At 60.0% G+C, this 13,345-nt stretch carries 24 protein-coding genes; all 24 read left to right on the forward strand.

Annotation, left to right across the window (positions count from 1 at the left end; translation table 11 throughout):
- The first annotated feature begins 35 nt into the window (after positions 1–35).
- The 24 genes from rpsL (at position 36) to rpmD (ending at position 13,344) form a co-directional block, all read left to right on the forward strand.
- The gene (gene rpsL, locus QWY74_RS06900; protein ID WP_264824368.1) at positions 36–410 is read left to right on the forward strand and encodes a 30S ribosomal protein S12; all 375 of its coding nucleotides are present in this window, start codon (positions 36–38) and stop codon (positions 408–410) included.
- A gap of 125 nt (positions 411–535) precedes the next feature.
- Complete coding sequence (gene rpsG, locus QWY74_RS06905; protein WP_264824367.1) at positions 536–1,006, forward strand: 30S ribosomal protein S7; 471 nt, start codon at positions 536–538, stop codon at positions 1,004–1,006.
- A gap of 45 nt (positions 1,007–1,051) precedes the next feature.
- Positions 1,052–3,172, forward strand: a complete 2,121-nt coding sequence (gene fusA / locus QWY74_RS06910) for an elongation factor G (RefSeq protein WP_264824366.1) — start codon at positions 1,052–1,054, stop codon at positions 3,170–3,172.
- A gap of 29 nt (positions 3,173–3,201) precedes the next feature.
- Positions 3,202–4,395 (forward strand): elongation factor Tu, encoded by a 1,194-nt coding sequence (gene tuf, locus QWY74_RS06915; RefSeq protein ID WP_264824365.1) that lies wholly within the window; start codon positions 3,202–3,204, stop codon positions 4,393–4,395.
- Positions 4,396–4,559: 164 nt separating this feature from the next.
- A complete protein-coding gene (gene rpsJ / locus QWY74_RS06920) occupies positions 4,560–4,871 on the forward strand; it encodes a 30S ribosomal protein S10 (RefSeq protein ID WP_089848256.1) in 312 nt (103 codons plus the stop codon).
- 157 nt (positions 4,872–5,028) lie between these two features.
- On the forward strand, positions 5,029–5,667 hold the full coding sequence (gene rplC, locus QWY74_RS06925; RefSeq protein WP_264824364.1) for a 50S ribosomal protein L3: 639 nt from the start codon (positions 5,029–5,031) through the stop codon (positions 5,665–5,667).
- A 14-nt stretch (positions 5,668–5,681) separates the two neighbouring features.
- Positions 5,682–6,290: a 50S ribosomal protein L4 gene (rplD, locus tag QWY74_RS06930; RefSeq protein ID WP_141320890.1), complete on the forward strand. Its 609-nt coding sequence runs from the start codon at positions 5,682–5,684 to the stop codon at positions 6,288–6,290.
- A complete protein-coding gene (gene rplW / locus QWY74_RS06935; protein ID WP_141320892.1) occupies positions 6,287–6,583 on the forward strand; it encodes a 50S ribosomal protein L23 in 297 nt (98 codons plus the stop codon). Before rplD ends, rplW begins: the two co-directional genes overlap by 4 nt.
- A 17-nt stretch (positions 6,584–6,600) precedes the next feature.
- Complete coding sequence (gene rplB / locus QWY74_RS06940; protein WP_264824363.1) at positions 6,601–7,431, forward strand: 50S ribosomal protein L2; 831 nt, start codon at positions 6,601–6,603, stop codon at positions 7,429–7,431.
- A gap of 33 nt (positions 7,432–7,464) precedes the next feature.
- Positions 7,465–7,740 carry a 30S ribosomal protein S19 gene (rpsS, locus tag QWY74_RS06945; protein ID WP_264824362.1) on the forward strand — a complete coding sequence of 92 codons (276 nt, stop codon included), beginning with the start codon at positions 7,465–7,467 and terminating at the stop codon, positions 7,738–7,740.
- An 18-nt stretch (positions 7,741–7,758) separates the two neighbouring features.
- On the forward strand, positions 7,759–8,091 hold the full coding sequence (rplV, locus tag QWY74_RS06950) for a 50S ribosomal protein L22 (protein WP_264824361.1): 333 nt from the start codon (positions 7,759–7,761) through the stop codon (positions 8,089–8,091).
- Between the two features lie 11 nt (positions 8,092–8,102).
- Positions 8,103–8,807 (forward strand): 30S ribosomal protein S3, encoded by a 705-nt coding sequence (rpsC, locus tag QWY74_RS06955; RefSeq protein WP_264824360.1) that lies wholly within the window; start codon positions 8,103–8,105, stop codon positions 8,805–8,807.
- Positions 8,808–8,822: 15 nt separating this feature from the next.
- A complete protein-coding gene (gene rplP / locus QWY74_RS06960; RefSeq protein WP_264824359.1) occupies positions 8,823–9,236 on the forward strand; it encodes a 50S ribosomal protein L16 in 414 nt (137 codons plus the stop codon).
- The gene (gene rpmC / locus QWY74_RS06965; RefSeq protein ID WP_141320904.1) at positions 9,236–9,427 is read left to right on the forward strand and encodes a 50S ribosomal protein L29; all 192 of its coding nucleotides are present in this window, start codon (positions 9,236–9,238) and stop codon (positions 9,425–9,427) included. The genes rplP and rpmC overlap by 1 nt, the downstream gene beginning before the upstream one ends.
- A 1-nt stretch (position 9,428) precedes the next feature.
- On the forward strand, positions 9,429–9,689 hold the full coding sequence (gene rpsQ / locus QWY74_RS06970; protein WP_290314037.1) for a 30S ribosomal protein S17: 261 nt from the start codon (positions 9,429–9,431) through the stop codon (positions 9,687–9,689).
- Positions 9,690–9,741: 52 nt separating this feature from the next.
- Positions 9,742–10,113, forward strand: coding sequence for a 50S ribosomal protein L14 (gene rplN, locus QWY74_RS06975; protein ID WP_264824357.1), 372 nt, complete (start codon positions 9,742–9,744; stop codon positions 10,111–10,113).
- A 14-nt stretch (positions 10,114–10,127) separates the two neighbouring features.
- Positions 10,128–10,445, forward strand: a complete 318-nt coding sequence (gene rplX, locus QWY74_RS06980; RefSeq protein ID WP_141320908.1) for a 50S ribosomal protein L24 — start codon at positions 10,128–10,130, stop codon at positions 10,443–10,445.
- Between the two features lie 18 nt (positions 10,446–10,463).
- A complete protein-coding gene (gene rplE / locus QWY74_RS06985) occupies positions 10,464–11,003 on the forward strand; it encodes a 50S ribosomal protein L5 (RefSeq protein ID WP_141320910.1) in 540 nt (179 codons plus the stop codon).
- A gap of 10 nt (positions 11,004–11,013) precedes the next feature.
- The gene (gene rpsN / locus QWY74_RS06990; protein WP_264824356.1) at positions 11,014–11,319 is read left to right on the forward strand and encodes a 30S ribosomal protein S14; all 306 of its coding nucleotides are present in this window, start codon (positions 11,014–11,016) and stop codon (positions 11,317–11,319) included.
- A gap of 32 nt (positions 11,320–11,351) precedes the next feature.
- Positions 11,352–11,744, forward strand: a complete 393-nt coding sequence (rpsH, locus tag QWY74_RS06995) for a 30S ribosomal protein S8 (RefSeq protein WP_264824355.1) — start codon at positions 11,352–11,354, stop codon at positions 11,742–11,744.
- Between the two features lie 9 nt (positions 11,745–11,753).
- Entirely contained in the window at positions 11,754–12,284 is a 531-nt protein-coding gene (gene rplF / locus QWY74_RS07000) for a 50S ribosomal protein L6 (protein ID WP_264824354.1), read from the forward strand.
- A 9-nt stretch (positions 12,285–12,293) separates the two neighbouring features.
- On the forward strand, positions 12,294–12,644 hold the full coding sequence (rplR, locus tag QWY74_RS07005) for a 50S ribosomal protein L18 (protein ID WP_264824353.1): 351 nt from the start codon (positions 12,294–12,296) through the stop codon (positions 12,642–12,644).
- Positions 12,645–12,655: 11 nt separating this feature from the next.
- Entirely contained in the window at positions 12,656–13,156 is a 501-nt protein-coding gene (gene rpsE / locus QWY74_RS07010; RefSeq protein WP_264824352.1) for a 30S ribosomal protein S5, read from the forward strand.
- Positions 13,157–13,161: 5 nt separating this feature from the next.
- On the forward strand, positions 13,162–13,344 hold the full coding sequence (rpmD, locus tag QWY74_RS07015; protein ID WP_264824351.1) for a 50S ribosomal protein L30: 183 nt from the start codon (positions 13,162–13,164) through the stop codon (positions 13,342–13,344).
- Position 13,345: the final 1 nt, after the last annotated feature.

Consider the following 13,345-nt stretch of genomic DNA (forward strand, 5'->3'; position numbering starts at 1 on the left):
CGCTTCCGCCCAAGGCAACCCATTTGGAGTAATAGATGGCAACGATCAATCAGCTCGTGCGCAAGCCGCGCAAGCGTCAGGCCGCCAAGAGCGACGTGCCTGCGCTGCAGGCTTGCCCACAAAAGCGCGGTGTCTGTACCCGCGTCTATACCACCACCCCGAAGAAGCCAAACTCGGCCCTGCGTAAGGTCTGCCGTGTGCGCCTGACCAACGGTTACGAAGTCGCTTCCTACATCGGCGGTGAAGGTCACAACCTGCAGGAACACTCTGTGGTCCTGATTCGCGGCGGCCGGGTCAAAGACCTGCCGGGTGTGCGCTATCACACCGTCCGTGGCGCCCTGGATACGTCCGGCGTGCAGAACCGCAAGAAGGGCCGTTCGAAGTACGGCACCAAGCGTCCGAAGGCCTGATACAGGCTTCGTGCGCCCCGGCTCCGGCCGTAGAGAGATACCTAGTCACGGTCTGATAAGAGTAAGGTCGAGCGCCAGATGGTCGTCTCGGGTTTACCTGAAGGACCCTTCAGCGAGGGCTTATCATGCCTAGAAGAAGAGTTGCTGCCAAGCGCGAAATCCTCCCGGATCCCAAGTTCGGAAGCGAGCGCCTGGCGAAGTTCATGAACCACCTGATGGTCAGCGGCAAGAAGTCCGTAGCCGAGCGCATTGTTTATGGTGCGCTGGACAGGGTTGCCGATCGTAGCAAGGAAGAGCCGCTGGAAGTCTTCGACAAGGCGCTGGAAACCATTCAGCCCATGGTCGAGGTCAAGTCGCGTCGTGTTGGCGGGGCTACCTATCAGGTGCCGGTCGAAGTACGTCCGTCCCGCCGTCAGGCGCTGGCCATGCGCTGGATGGTGGATGCTGCTCGGCGCCGTGGCGAAAAGACCATGGTGCAGCGTCTGGCTGGTGAGATGCTGGATGCCGCCGAAGGCAAAGGTTCGGCCGTCAAGAAGCGCGAAGATGTGCACCGTATGGCAGAAGCCAACAAGGCCTTCTCTCACTATCGGTTCTAAGCCCAGCGCTTCTCATCCGCATCGCCAACCAATGGGAGTTCCATCGTGGCTCGCAAGACTCCGCTAAATCGTTACCGTAATATCGGTATCGTGGCTCACGTCGACGCCGGCAAGACGACGACTACCGAGCGTGTGCTGTTTTACACCGGCCTTTCGCACAAGGTCGGTGAGGTCCATGATGGCGCCGCCACCATGGACTGGATGCAGCAGGAACAGGAGCGTGGCATCACGATCACCTCCGCTGCAACGACCTGCTTCTGGCAGGGCATGAACAAGCAGTTCGATGAGCACCGCATCAACATCATCGACACTCCGGGGCACGTCGACTTCACTATCGAGGTCGAGCGTTCGCTGCGTGTGCTCGACGGTGCCGTCGTGGTGCTGTGCGGCTCGTCCGGTGTGCAGCCGCAGACCGAGACCGTATGGCGCCAGGCCAACAAGTACGAAGTACCCCGCATGGTTTTCGTCAACAAGATGGACCGTGCCGGTGCCGACTACTTCATGGTGCTCGACCAGCTGAAGACCAAGCTGGGTGCCAATGTTGTGCCGATTCAGCTCAACTGGGGCGCCGAAGACGGCTTCAAGGGCGTTATCGACCTTATCCAGATGAAGGCCGTCCTCTGGGATGAAGCCAACTTCGGCATGAACTATGACTTGGTGGATATTCCGGCCGACCTGCAGGACAAGGCCCAAGAATACCGCGAGCACATGGTCGAGTCGGCGGCAGAAGCCTCCGAAGAGTTGATGGACAAGTACCTCGAAGAAGGTGACCTGTCCGTTGAAGACATCAAGGCCGGTCTGCGTCGTCGTACCCTCGACAACGAGATCGTCCTCGTGACCTGCGGCTCCGCGTTCAAGAACAAGGGCGTGCAGGCGGTTCTGGACGGCGTTATCGAGTACATGCCGTCTCCCACCGAGGTCAAGGCCATCGAGGGTGAGCTGGACGACAAGGAAGGCACTGTTGCGACCCGTGAGGCCGACGACAAGGCGCCCTTCGCTGCTCTGGCGTTCAAGATCGCCACCGACCCCTACGTGGGCACCCTGACCTTCATCCGCGTCTACTCCGGTGTGCTGAAATCCGGTGACAGCGTCTTCAACTCCGTCAAGCAGAAGAAGGAGCGTGTCGGCCGTATCGTCCAGATGCACTCCAACTCCCGCGAGGAGATCAAAGAAGTGCTGGCCGGCGACATCGCTGCCTGTATCGGCCTGAAGGACGTTACCACGGGTGACACCCTGTGCGACCTGACCGACAAGATCGTTCTCGAGCGCATGGAGTTTCCGGATCCGGTGATTTCCGTGGCCGTCGAGCCCAAGTCCAAGCCCGATCAGGAAAAGATGGGCACGGCCCTCGGCAAGCTGGCCCAGGAGGACCCGTCCTTCCAGGTCAAGACCGACGAGGAAACAGGGCAGACCATCATCTCCGGTATGGGTGAGCTGCACCTGGACATCATCGTTGATCGCCTGCGTCGCGAGTTCAAGGTGGATGCCAACATTGGTAAGCCCCAGGTGGCCTACCGTGAAACCATCCGCCACAGTGTCGAGCAGGAAGGCAAGTTCGTCCGCCAGTCCGGTGGTCGCGGTCAGTACGGTCATGTGTACGTGCGCATCGAGCCGCTGACAGCCGAGGACAAGGGCGAAGACGAAGAGATGAACTTCAAGTTCGCCTCAGAAATCGTCGGCGGCGTGGTTCCCAAGGAATACGTCCCCGCTGTCGAGAAAGGGGCCTATGAGCAGCTTCAGAACGGTGTCATCGCGGGCTACCCGATGATTGACGTCAAGGTTACGCTGTTCGACGGTTCCTACCATGACGTGGACTCTAACGAGACCGCGTTCAAGGTCGCCTCTTCTATGGCGATCAAGGAAGGCGCTCCCAAGGCCAAGGCCGTGTTGCTGGAGCCGGTTATGAAGGTCGAAGTCGTGACCCCCGAGGAATTCATGGGTGATGTCATGGGCGACCTGAACCGCCGTCGCGGCCTGGTGCATGGGATGGATGACTCGCCGACCGGCAAGATCATCAACGCCACCGTGCCGCTGGCTGAGATGTTCGGTTACGCAACCGACCTGCGCTCTCAGACACAGGGCCGCGCAAGCTACACCATGGAGTTTGCGGATTACGAAGAGGCGCCGTCCAGCGTCGTTGAAGCCGTCATCAATCAGAACGGTTAACCGTTAGCTAACGTAAAGAGGTCATAGCAGTGGCTAAGGAAAAATTCGAACGTTCCAAAACGCACGTCAACGTCGGCACCATCGGTCACGTCGACCATGGCAAGACCACGCTGACTGCGGCCCTGACTCGTGTGTCCGCTGAAGTCTTCGGCGGTGACGCCCGTGCGTTTGATTCCATCGACAACGCTCCGGAAGAGCGTGAGCGTGGTATCACCATCGCAACCGCACACGTCGAGTATCAGTCCGAAGTGCGCCACTACGCACACGTCGACTGCCCGGGTCACGCCGACTACGTCAAGAACATGATCACCGGTGCTGCCCAAATGGATGGCGCCATCCTGGTCTGTTCCGCTGCCGACGGCCCCATGCCGCAGACTCGCGAGCACATCCTGCTGTCTCGTCAGGTCGGCGTGCCGTCCGTCGTCGTGTTCCTGAACAAGGCCGACATGGTCGACGACGAAGAGCTGCTCGAGCTGGTCGAGATGGAAGTCCGTGAGCTCCTGAGCGAGTACGACTTCCCGGGCGACGACCTGCCGATTATCACCGGCTCCGCTCTGATGGCGCTGGAAGGCAAGGATGACAACGGCATGGGCACCACCGCCGTGGCCGAGCTGATCAAGGCTCTGGATGCTTACATCCCGGAGCCGGAGCGTGCCATCGATCAGCCGTTCCTGATGCCCATCGAGGACGTCTTCTCCATCTCTGGTCGCGGTACCGTGGTGACCGGTCGCGTCGAGCGCGGCATCGTCAAGGCCGGCGACGAAGCTGAAATCGTCGGTATCAAGGACACTGTCAAGACCACCGTTACCGGTGTCGAGATGTTCCGCAAGCTGCTCGACGAAGGTCGTGCTGGCGAGAACATCGGTGCCCTGCTGCGTGGTACCAAGCGTGACGACGTCGAGCGTGGTCAGGTCCTGGCCAAGCCGAAGAGCATCACGCCGCACACCAAGTTCGAGGGCGAGGTCTACGTACTGTCCAAGGACGAGGGTGGTCGTCACACGCCGTTCTTCAAGGGCTATCGTCCGCAGTTCTACTTCCGTACCACTGACATCACCGGTACCTGTGAACTGCCGGAAGGCATCGAGATGGTCATGCCGGGCGATAACGTCAAGATGGTCGTGACCCTGATCGCTCCGGTCGCCATGGATGACGGCCTGCGCTTCGCCGTGCGTGAAGGCGGTCGTACCGTCGGCGCCGGTGTCGTGGCCAAGATCGTCGAGTAAGCTCGCTTACCCGCGATCGACCGAAGGGGGCTCCGCAAGGGGCCCCCTTTCTTGCGCACCAGATTGAGGGATTGACTCTCGCAATCTGGCTGCCTATAATGCGCATCCTTTGAATGCGTGGGTTGACGGCTCGCGCCGTCAAGATCCATTGGAGTTTAGGGCAAATGCAGAACCAGAAGATTCGCATTCGGTTGAAGGCTTTTGACCATCGCCTGATCGACCAGTCCGCTGCGGAGATCGTGGATACCGCCAAGCGTACCGGCGCCCAGGTTCGGGGTCCGATCCCACTGCCGACCAATCGCGAGCGTTACACCGTGCTGGTTTCCCCGCACGTGAACAAGGATGCTCGTGACCAGTACGAAATTCGTACTCACAAGCGCGTGCTCGACATTGTCGAGCCGACCGAAAAAACCGTTGACGCACTGATGAAGCTCGACCTCGCCGCCGGCGTGGACGTGCAGATCAAGCTCGACTGACCACCTCACTAGACACTCGCGGCCCAGCGTCCCTCACCTGCAATGCAGAGGTTCAGCAGCCGCCACGCCGGGATGGCGTTATACAACGTGCTAGTGGAATGCTCTGGAAAGGGCAGCCATAGCGGGTGATAGCCCCGTACACTAAAGGAGACTAAGCATGACTATCGGTTTGGTCGGTAAGAAGGCCGGGATGACCCGTGTCTTCACCGAAGACGGCGCCTCCGTGCCCGTGACCGTTATCGAGGTTGAGCCCAATCGCGTGACGCGTGTCAAGTCCGTCGAATCCGACGGCTACGCGGCCGTACAGGTTACAACCGGCTCCCGCAAGGCCAAGCACCTGACGAAAGCCCAGGCGGGCGAGTTCGCCAAGGCAGGTGTCGAGGCCGGTCGTTCGCTGATGGAGTTCCGCCTGGAAGATGGCGCCGAGGCTCCGCAGGTGGGCGGCGAAATCACCGTATCCCTCTTTGAAGCTGGTCAGCGTGTCGACGTGACCGGTACCTCCAAGGGTAAAGGTTATCAAGGCGCCGTGAAGCGCTGGAATTTCCATACCCAGGACAACAGCCACGGTAACTCCCTGGCCCACCGTGCACCGGGTTCCATCGGCATGTGCCAGACCCCGGGTCGCGTGTTCAAGGGCAAGAAGATGGCCGGTCAGATGGGCAATGCCCGTTGCACCGTCTACACCCTGGAAGTCGTCCGTGTCGATGCCGAGCGCAATCTGTTGCTGGTCAAGGGTGCCGTACCCGGTGCCACCGGCAGCGATGTGGTCGTGCGCACCGCCGTCAAAGCAGGCTGAGGGGGAGTTAACCGATGAATCTGAATCTCGCAGGCGCCGGTGCCGGCACCATCGAAGTGTCCGATGTTACCTTCGCCAAGGATTTCAATGAGGCACTGGTGCACCAGGTCGTCACCGCCTATCTGGCCGGTGGTCGTCAGGGTACTCGTGCTCAGAAGAACCGCTCCGACGTTCGTGGCGGCGGCAAGAAGCCGTGGCGCCAGAAGGGCACCGGCCGTGCCCGCGCCGGCACCATCCGCTCGCCGATCTGGCGCGCCGGTGGTGTGACCTTTGCAGCGCGTCCCCAGGACCACTCGCAAAAGGTCAACCGTAAGATGTATCGCGCCGCCATGCGCTCGATCCTGTCCGAACTGGTTCGTCAGGAGCGTCTGGTCGCCGTCGACAGCTTTGCCGTCGACAGCCCCAAGACCAAGCAGCTGGCTGCCAAGCTGGGCGAGCTGAACCTGGAAAAGGTGCTGATCGTCACTGAAGAAGTTGACGAGAATCTCTACCTCGCCGCTCGCAACATCCCCAATGTGGATGTCGTGGACGTCGCTGCCGCCGATCCGGTGAGCCTGGTCGCCTTCGACAAGGTGCTGGTCACCGTCTCCGCACTGCGCCAATTCGAGGAGAAGCTGGCATGAACCAGGAACGTGTATTCAAGGTCCTGCTGGGTCCGCACGTGACCGAAAAGGCCGCCATGGCTGCCGAGCGCAACCAGTATGTGTTCAAGGTGGCGGACGATGCGACCAAGCCCGAAATCAAGGTGGCAGTACAGGAACTCTTCGGCAAGAAAGTCGACAGCGTTCAGGTGCTGAACATCAAGGGCAAGACCAAGCGCAGCGCGAACGGTCTCGGTCAGCGCAAGGGTTATCGCAAGGCATATGTCACTCTGGCTGCCGGCGAAACGCTTGAAGACTTCTCTGGCGCCGAATAAGGGCAGGAGTACGGATCATGGCAATCGTCAAGACAAAACCCACATCCGCCGGTCGTCGCCACGTCGTCAAGATCGTCGGCGAGGGGCTGTACAAGGGTCGCGCCTACGCGCCCTTGCTGGAAAAGCAGTCCAAGTCCGGTGGGCGTAACAACCACGGTCGTATCACGACCCGTCACACGGGTGGTGGTCACCGTCAGCATTATCGGATCATCGATTTCAAGCGCACCAAGGATGGCATTCCGGCCACCGTCGAGCGCCTGGAACACGACCCGAACCGCAGCGCTCACATCGCGCTGCTCAAGTACTCCGATGGCGAGCGTCGCTATATCATCGCCCCGCGTGGCGTGAAGGACGGCGACCGTCTCGAGTCCGGTGTGAACGCGCCGATCAAGAAGGGCAATACCCTCCCGCTGCGTAATATTCCGTTGGGTTCCACGGTGCATTGCATCGAGCTCAAGCCCGGCAAGGGTGCCCAGCTCGCTCGCAGCGCCGGTACCAGCGCGCAGCTGGTGGCACGTGAAGGCAGCTACGCCACGCTGCGTCTGCGTTCCGGCGAGATGCGCAAGGTGCTGTCCGAGTGCCGTGCCACCCTGGGTGAAGTGAGTAACACCGAGCACAGCCTGCGTCAGCTTGGCAAGGCCGGTGCGAAGCGCTGGAGAGGCGCGCGTCCGACTGTTCGTGGTGTGGCCATGAACCCGGTGGATCACCCGCACGGTGGTGGTGAAGGCCGCACCAGCGGTGGTCGTCATCCGGTGTCTCCCTGGGGTATGCCCACCAAGGGCCACAAGACCCGCAAGAACAAGCGCACCGACAAGCTGATCGTCCGTCGCCGCAAGGCACGGAAATAAGATCCCACGCCAAGACATCAAGAGGTAACGGCTGTGCCACGTTCACTGAAGAAAGGTCCTTTTATTGACCTTCACCTGTTGAAGAAGGTTGAGGCTGCAGCGGAAAAGAACGACCGCAAACCCATCAAGACCTGGTCGCGTCGTTCGATGATCCTGCCCAACATGGTCGGGCTCACCATTGCAGTCCATAACGGTCGCCAACACGTCCCGGTGCACGTCTCCGAGGAAATGGTTGGCCACAAGCTGGGCGAATTCGCTGCCACCCGCACTTATCGCGGTCATGCGGCGGACAAGAAAGCCAAACGGTAAGCCGAGAGAGGATTAGAGATGGAAGTCACAGCTAAGCTGCGTGGCGCTCGTTTATCCGCCCAGAAGGCCCGTTTGGTGGCTGACCAGGTGCGCGGTAAACCTGTCGCCGAGGCACTCGATCAGCTGACCTTCTCACCGAAGAAGGCCTCCAAGCTGGTCAAGAAGGTGCTGCAGTCCGCCATCGCGAATGCGGAAGAAAACAACGGCATGGATATCGACGAGCTGCGTGTCTCGACCATCTGCGTCGATGAGGGCATGACGCTCAAGCGCATTCGGCCGCGGGCCAAGGGCTCTGCGGACCGTATCCTGAAGCGCACCTGCCACATCACCGTCAAGGTAGCCGAGAAGTAGGAGTCGACCAGATGGGTCAGAAAGTCAATCCAACAGGCATCCGCCTGGGTATCGTCAAAGACCATACCTCGGTCTGGTATGCCGAGCGCGGCGCCTATGCCGAGAAGCTGGTAAACGATCTCGAGGTGCGTAGTTTCCTCGAGAAGCGTCTGCAGAACGCGTCTGTCAGTCACATCATCATCGAGCGTCCTGCCAACAATGCTCGCATCACCATCCACACGGCGCGTCCGGGGATCGTGATCGGCAAGAAGGGTGAGGATGTCGACAAGCTGCGGCGCGAGCTCACCGAGATGATGGGCGTGCCCGTGCACGTCAACATCGAGGAAGTTCGCAAGCCGGAGCTCGATGCCAAGCTCGTCGCCCAGAACATTGCCGGCCAGCTCGAACGCCGTGTCATGTTCCGGCGCGCCATGAAGCGTTCCGTGCAGAACGCCATGCGCCTGGGTGCCGGCGGTATCAAGGTTGAGCTGTCCGGTCGTCTCGGCGGTGCCGAAATCGCTCGTAACGAGTGGTACCGCGAGGGCCGCGTGCCGCTGCATACCCTGCGCGCGGACATCGACTACGCCGCCCATGAGGCCCAGACCACCTACGGCATCATCGGTGTCAAGGTCTGGGTCTTCAAGGGTGAAATCCTCGGGGGCATTGAGGAGGTCCGCGCCAAGGCCAAGCAGACGCAAGGCCAGAACGCGCCCTCCAAGAAGAAAGGTTCCAAGTAAGGGGAGAGCGAATCGATGTTACAACCTAAGCGTCTCAAGTACCGCAAGGTGCAGAAAGGCCGTAATCGCGGCCTGGCACAGCGCGGCAACAAGGTAAGCTTCGGCGAGTACGGTCTCAAGGCCACTGGTCGTGGCCGTGTCACTGCCCGCCAGATCGAGGCTGGTCGCCGTGCGATCAATCGCCACGTCAAGCGTGGCGGCAAGATCTGGATCCGTGTCTTCCCCGACAAGCCGATTTCCAAGAAGCCGTTGGAAGTCCGTATGGGTAAAGGCAAGGGCTCTGTCGAGTACTGGGTCGCACAGATCCAACCCGGCCGTGTCCTGTACGAGATCGAAGGCGTATCCGAGGAGCTGGCACGCGAGGCATTTGGCCTTGCAGCGCAGAAGTTCCCGGTCTCCACCACCTTTGTGAAACGGACGGTGATGTGATGAAAGCCCAGGAAATTCGCGACAAGTCAGCCGAACAGCTCCAGGAGCAGCTCTTTGAACTCCTCCGCGAGCAGTTCAACCTGCGGATGCAGAAGGCCACCGGCCAGTTGAGCCAGACTCATCTGCTCAAGCAGGTTCGTCGGGATATTGCCCGTGTGAAGACTGTGCTCAACGAGAAGGCAGGTGTCTGAGATGGCCGAAGCAAATAACACACGTACGCTCACCGGCAAGGTGGTGAGCGACAAGATGGACAAGTCCATCGTGGTCATGATCGAGCGTCGTGAGCGCCACCCGATCTATGGCAAATACGTCAAGCGCTCCACCAAGCTGCACGCCCATGACGAGACCAACCAGGCCAAGGCCGGCGACACGGTGTCCATCGAGGAGTGCCGTCCGCTGTCCAAGAACAAGGCTTGGACACTGGTCGAAGTCGTCGAACAGGCCAAGGGTTGATCGGCTCACGCCAGTCAAGCCTGCGCAGTCAGATTAGGTTTGGAGAAAACCGATGATTCAGACTCAGACAATGCTGGATGTCGCCGACAACAGCGGGGCGCGCCGGGTGCAGTGCATCAAGGTGCTGGGTGGTTCTCACCGCCGTTATGCCCGCGTTGGTGACATCATCAAGATCACGGTGAAGGAAGCCATTCCGCGAGGTCGGGTCAAGAAGGGCCAGGTCCTCAAGGCAGTGGTGGTCCGCACCCGTAGTGGCGTCCGTCGTAATGACGGCTCGCTGATTCGCTTCGATGGAAATGCGGCCGTCTTGTTGAACAACATCAACGAGCAGCCGGTCGGTACCCGGATCTTTGGTCCGGTGACCCGTGAGCTTCGCAACGAGAAGTTCATGAAGATCATTTCCTTGGCGCCTGAAGTGCTGTAAGGAGCGAGGCGGATATGCAAAAGATCAAACGTGACGACGAAGTTATCGTCATCGCCGGTAAGGACAAAGGCAAGCGCGGCACCGTCAAGCGCGTCCTCAAGGACGAACGCTATGTGGTGTCCGGTGTGAACATGATCAAGCGTCACACCAAGCCGAATCCCATGGCGGGCAATCAGGGCGGTATCGTCGAGCGCGAAGCTCCGATTCACGCGTCCAACGTTGCCATCTTCAATCAGGAGACCGGCAAGGCGGATCGCGTCGGCTTCCAGGTTCAGGATGACGGTACTAAGGTACGTATCTACAAGTCGACGCAAGCGCAGATCGACGCTTAACGCGAGTCGGGTAGCAAAATGGCGAACTTGAAAGAACGTTATCAAAACGAGGTGGCAGCTCAGCTGCAAGAGCAGTTCAGCTACGCCAACGTTATGCAGGTGCCCCGGATCACCAAGGTGACTCTGAACATGGGCATCGGCGACGCGATCAGTGACAAGAAGCTGATCGACAATGCCATCGGCGACCTGGAGAAGCTTTCCGGGCAAAAGCCGCTGGTGACCAAGGCACGCAAGTCCATCGCGGGCTTCAAGGTGCGTGAAAGCTGGCCGATCGGGATCAAGGTCACCCTGCGTCGCGAGCGCATGTGGGACTTCCTCGATCGCTTGGTGAATATCGCGATCCCCCGTGTTCGTGACTTCCGTGGTCTCAACCCGAAGTCCTTCGACGGCCGTGGTAACTATTCCATGGGGGTGCGTGAGCAGATCATCTTCCCGGAGATCGAGTATGATAAGATCGATCAGGTCCGTGGTCTGGATGTCACCATCACCACCTCTGCCAACACCGACGAAGAAGGTCGTGCACTGCTGAGTGCACTGAACTTCCCGTTCAAGAAATAAGGGTGGGATCATGGCTAAGAAGAGCATGGTAGAACGTGAGGAAAAGCGCACCAAGCTGGTGGCCAAGTATGCTGCCAAGCGCGCTGCACTCAAGGCGGTTATCCACGACGTGAACGCCTCTGACGAAGAGCGCTTCGACGCACAGCTCAAGTTGCAACAGTTGCCGCGTGATTCAAGCCCGGTTCGCCAGACGAACCGTTGCAGCATCACCGGTCGTCCGCACGGCTACTACAACAAGTTTGGCCTTGCCCGTAACAAGCTGCGTGAAGCCGCCATGCGTGGCGACGTCCCTGGCCTCAAGAAGTCCAGCTGGTAACGCCACGCAGAATCATCAGGAGCGCAACGTAAATGAGCATGCAAGACACTCTAGCGGATATGTGTACCCGTATTCGCAATGCGCAGATGGCCACCAAGGAGACGGTTTCCATGCCGTCCTCCAAGCTCAAGGTCGAGGTGGCCCGCGTGCTGAAGGAAGAAGGTTTCGTGGCTGACTATGCCGTTAGTGATTCCGCCAAGCCGGAATTGAGCGTGACCCTCAAGTACTTCGAAGGCAAGCCGGTCATCGAACATCTGCAGCGGGTCTCCAAGCCGTCTCTGCGCAACTACAAAGGCAAGGACTCCCTGCCCAAGGTTGCCGATGGTCTGGGTATCGCGATCGTCACCACCTCCAACGGGGTGATGACCGACCGTGCGGCTCGTCAGGCTGGTGTCGGTGGCGAAGTCATCTGCACCGTATTCTAGGAGTTTGGAATGTCCCGCGTAGCCAAATATCCGGTTAAACTGCCTAGCGGCGTCGAGGTCAAGCTCGACGGTGATCAGCTGTCCGTGAAAGGAAGTCAGGGCGAAATGTCCATGACGGTCCATTCCGATGTGGCCCTCGGCCAGGAAGACGGTCAGCTGACATTCCAGCCGAGCGAGTCCGCCAAGAGCTGGGCAATGGTCGGCACCACCCGTGCACTGGTTCAGAACCTGGTCACGGGCGTGTCAGAGGGCTTCAGCCGGTCCCTCGAAATCAACGGCGTCGGTTATCGTGCACAAGCGAGTGGCCAGACGCTCAACCTGACACTGGGCTTCTCCCACCCGGTCGAGTATCAACTGCCCGAGGGTGTCACGGCCGAAACGCCGAAGAACACCACCATCGTGCTGAAGAGCGCGGACAAGCAGAAGCTCGGCCAGGTTGCCGCGGAAATCCGCGCCTTCCGTCCGCCCGAGCCCTACAAGGGCAAGGGTATTCGGTATGGCGACGAGGTTGTCCGCCGCAAAGAAGCCAAGAAGAAGTAAGGCAGGGTTATGAACGCGAAGAAAGAATCTCGTCTCCGTCGTGCCCGCCGCGCTCGTGCCAAGATCCGCGAGCAGGGCGTGTATCGCCTGTGCGTCAATCGTACCCCGCGCCACATCTACGCGCAGATTATCTCGCCTGATGGTGGCAAGGTGCTCGCCAGCGCTTCTACGCTGGACAAGGCCCTGCGCGAGGGAACGACTGGCAATGTCGACGCTGCGACCCAGGTCGGCTCCATGATTGCCGAGCGCGCCAAGCAGGCAGGCATCACCCAAGTGGCTTTCGATCGTGCCGGGTTCAAGTACCACGGTCGCGTCAAGGCCCTGGCCGACGCCGCTCGTGAAGGCGGCCTGGAATTCTAAAGGGTTTTACGATGGCGAAGAACGAACAGCAAGACGGCGATCTGCAAGAAAAGCTCGTGCAGGTCAACCGTGTCGCCAAGGTGGTCAAGGGAGGTCGTATCTTCGGCTTCACCGCACTGACTGTCGTGGGCGACGGTAAGGGCCGTGTCGGCTTCGGCCGCGGCAAGGCACGTGAGGTCCCGGTGGCGATTCAGAAGGCCATGGACCAGGCGCGTCGCAACATGGTCAAGGTCAATCTCTCGGGCCAAACCCTGCAGTATTCCGTCAAGGCACGCCACGGTGCGTCCAAGGTCTACATGCAGCCGGCGTCCGAAGGTACCGGGATCATTGCTGGCGGTGCCATGCGTTCCGTGCTCGAGCTGGCTGGCGTCCACGACGTCCTGGCCAAGTGCTATGGCTCCACTAACCCGGTGAATGTGGTGCGTGCGACCGTCAATGGTCTGGCCGCACAGCGTTCGCCGGAAGACGTGGCCGCCAAGCGCGGTCTGTCAGTCGAAGCGATCACGGGGTAAGTACCATGTCAGCAACGATCAAGGTTACCCAGACCCGCAGTACCATCGGCGTGGTGGCCAAGCACAAGGCCACCATGAAAGGCCTCGGCCTGCGTCGCATCGGTCACACGGTTCAACTGGAAGACACCCCCGCCGTGCGCGGCATGATCCACAAGGTCAACTACCTTGTGCGTGTTGAGGGAGAGTAAT

The organism is Halomonas almeriensis (assembly GCF_030409235.1).
Taxonomy (GTDB): Bacteria; Pseudomonadota; Gammaproteobacteria; order Pseudomonadales; family Halomonadaceae; genus Halomonas; species Halomonas almeriensis.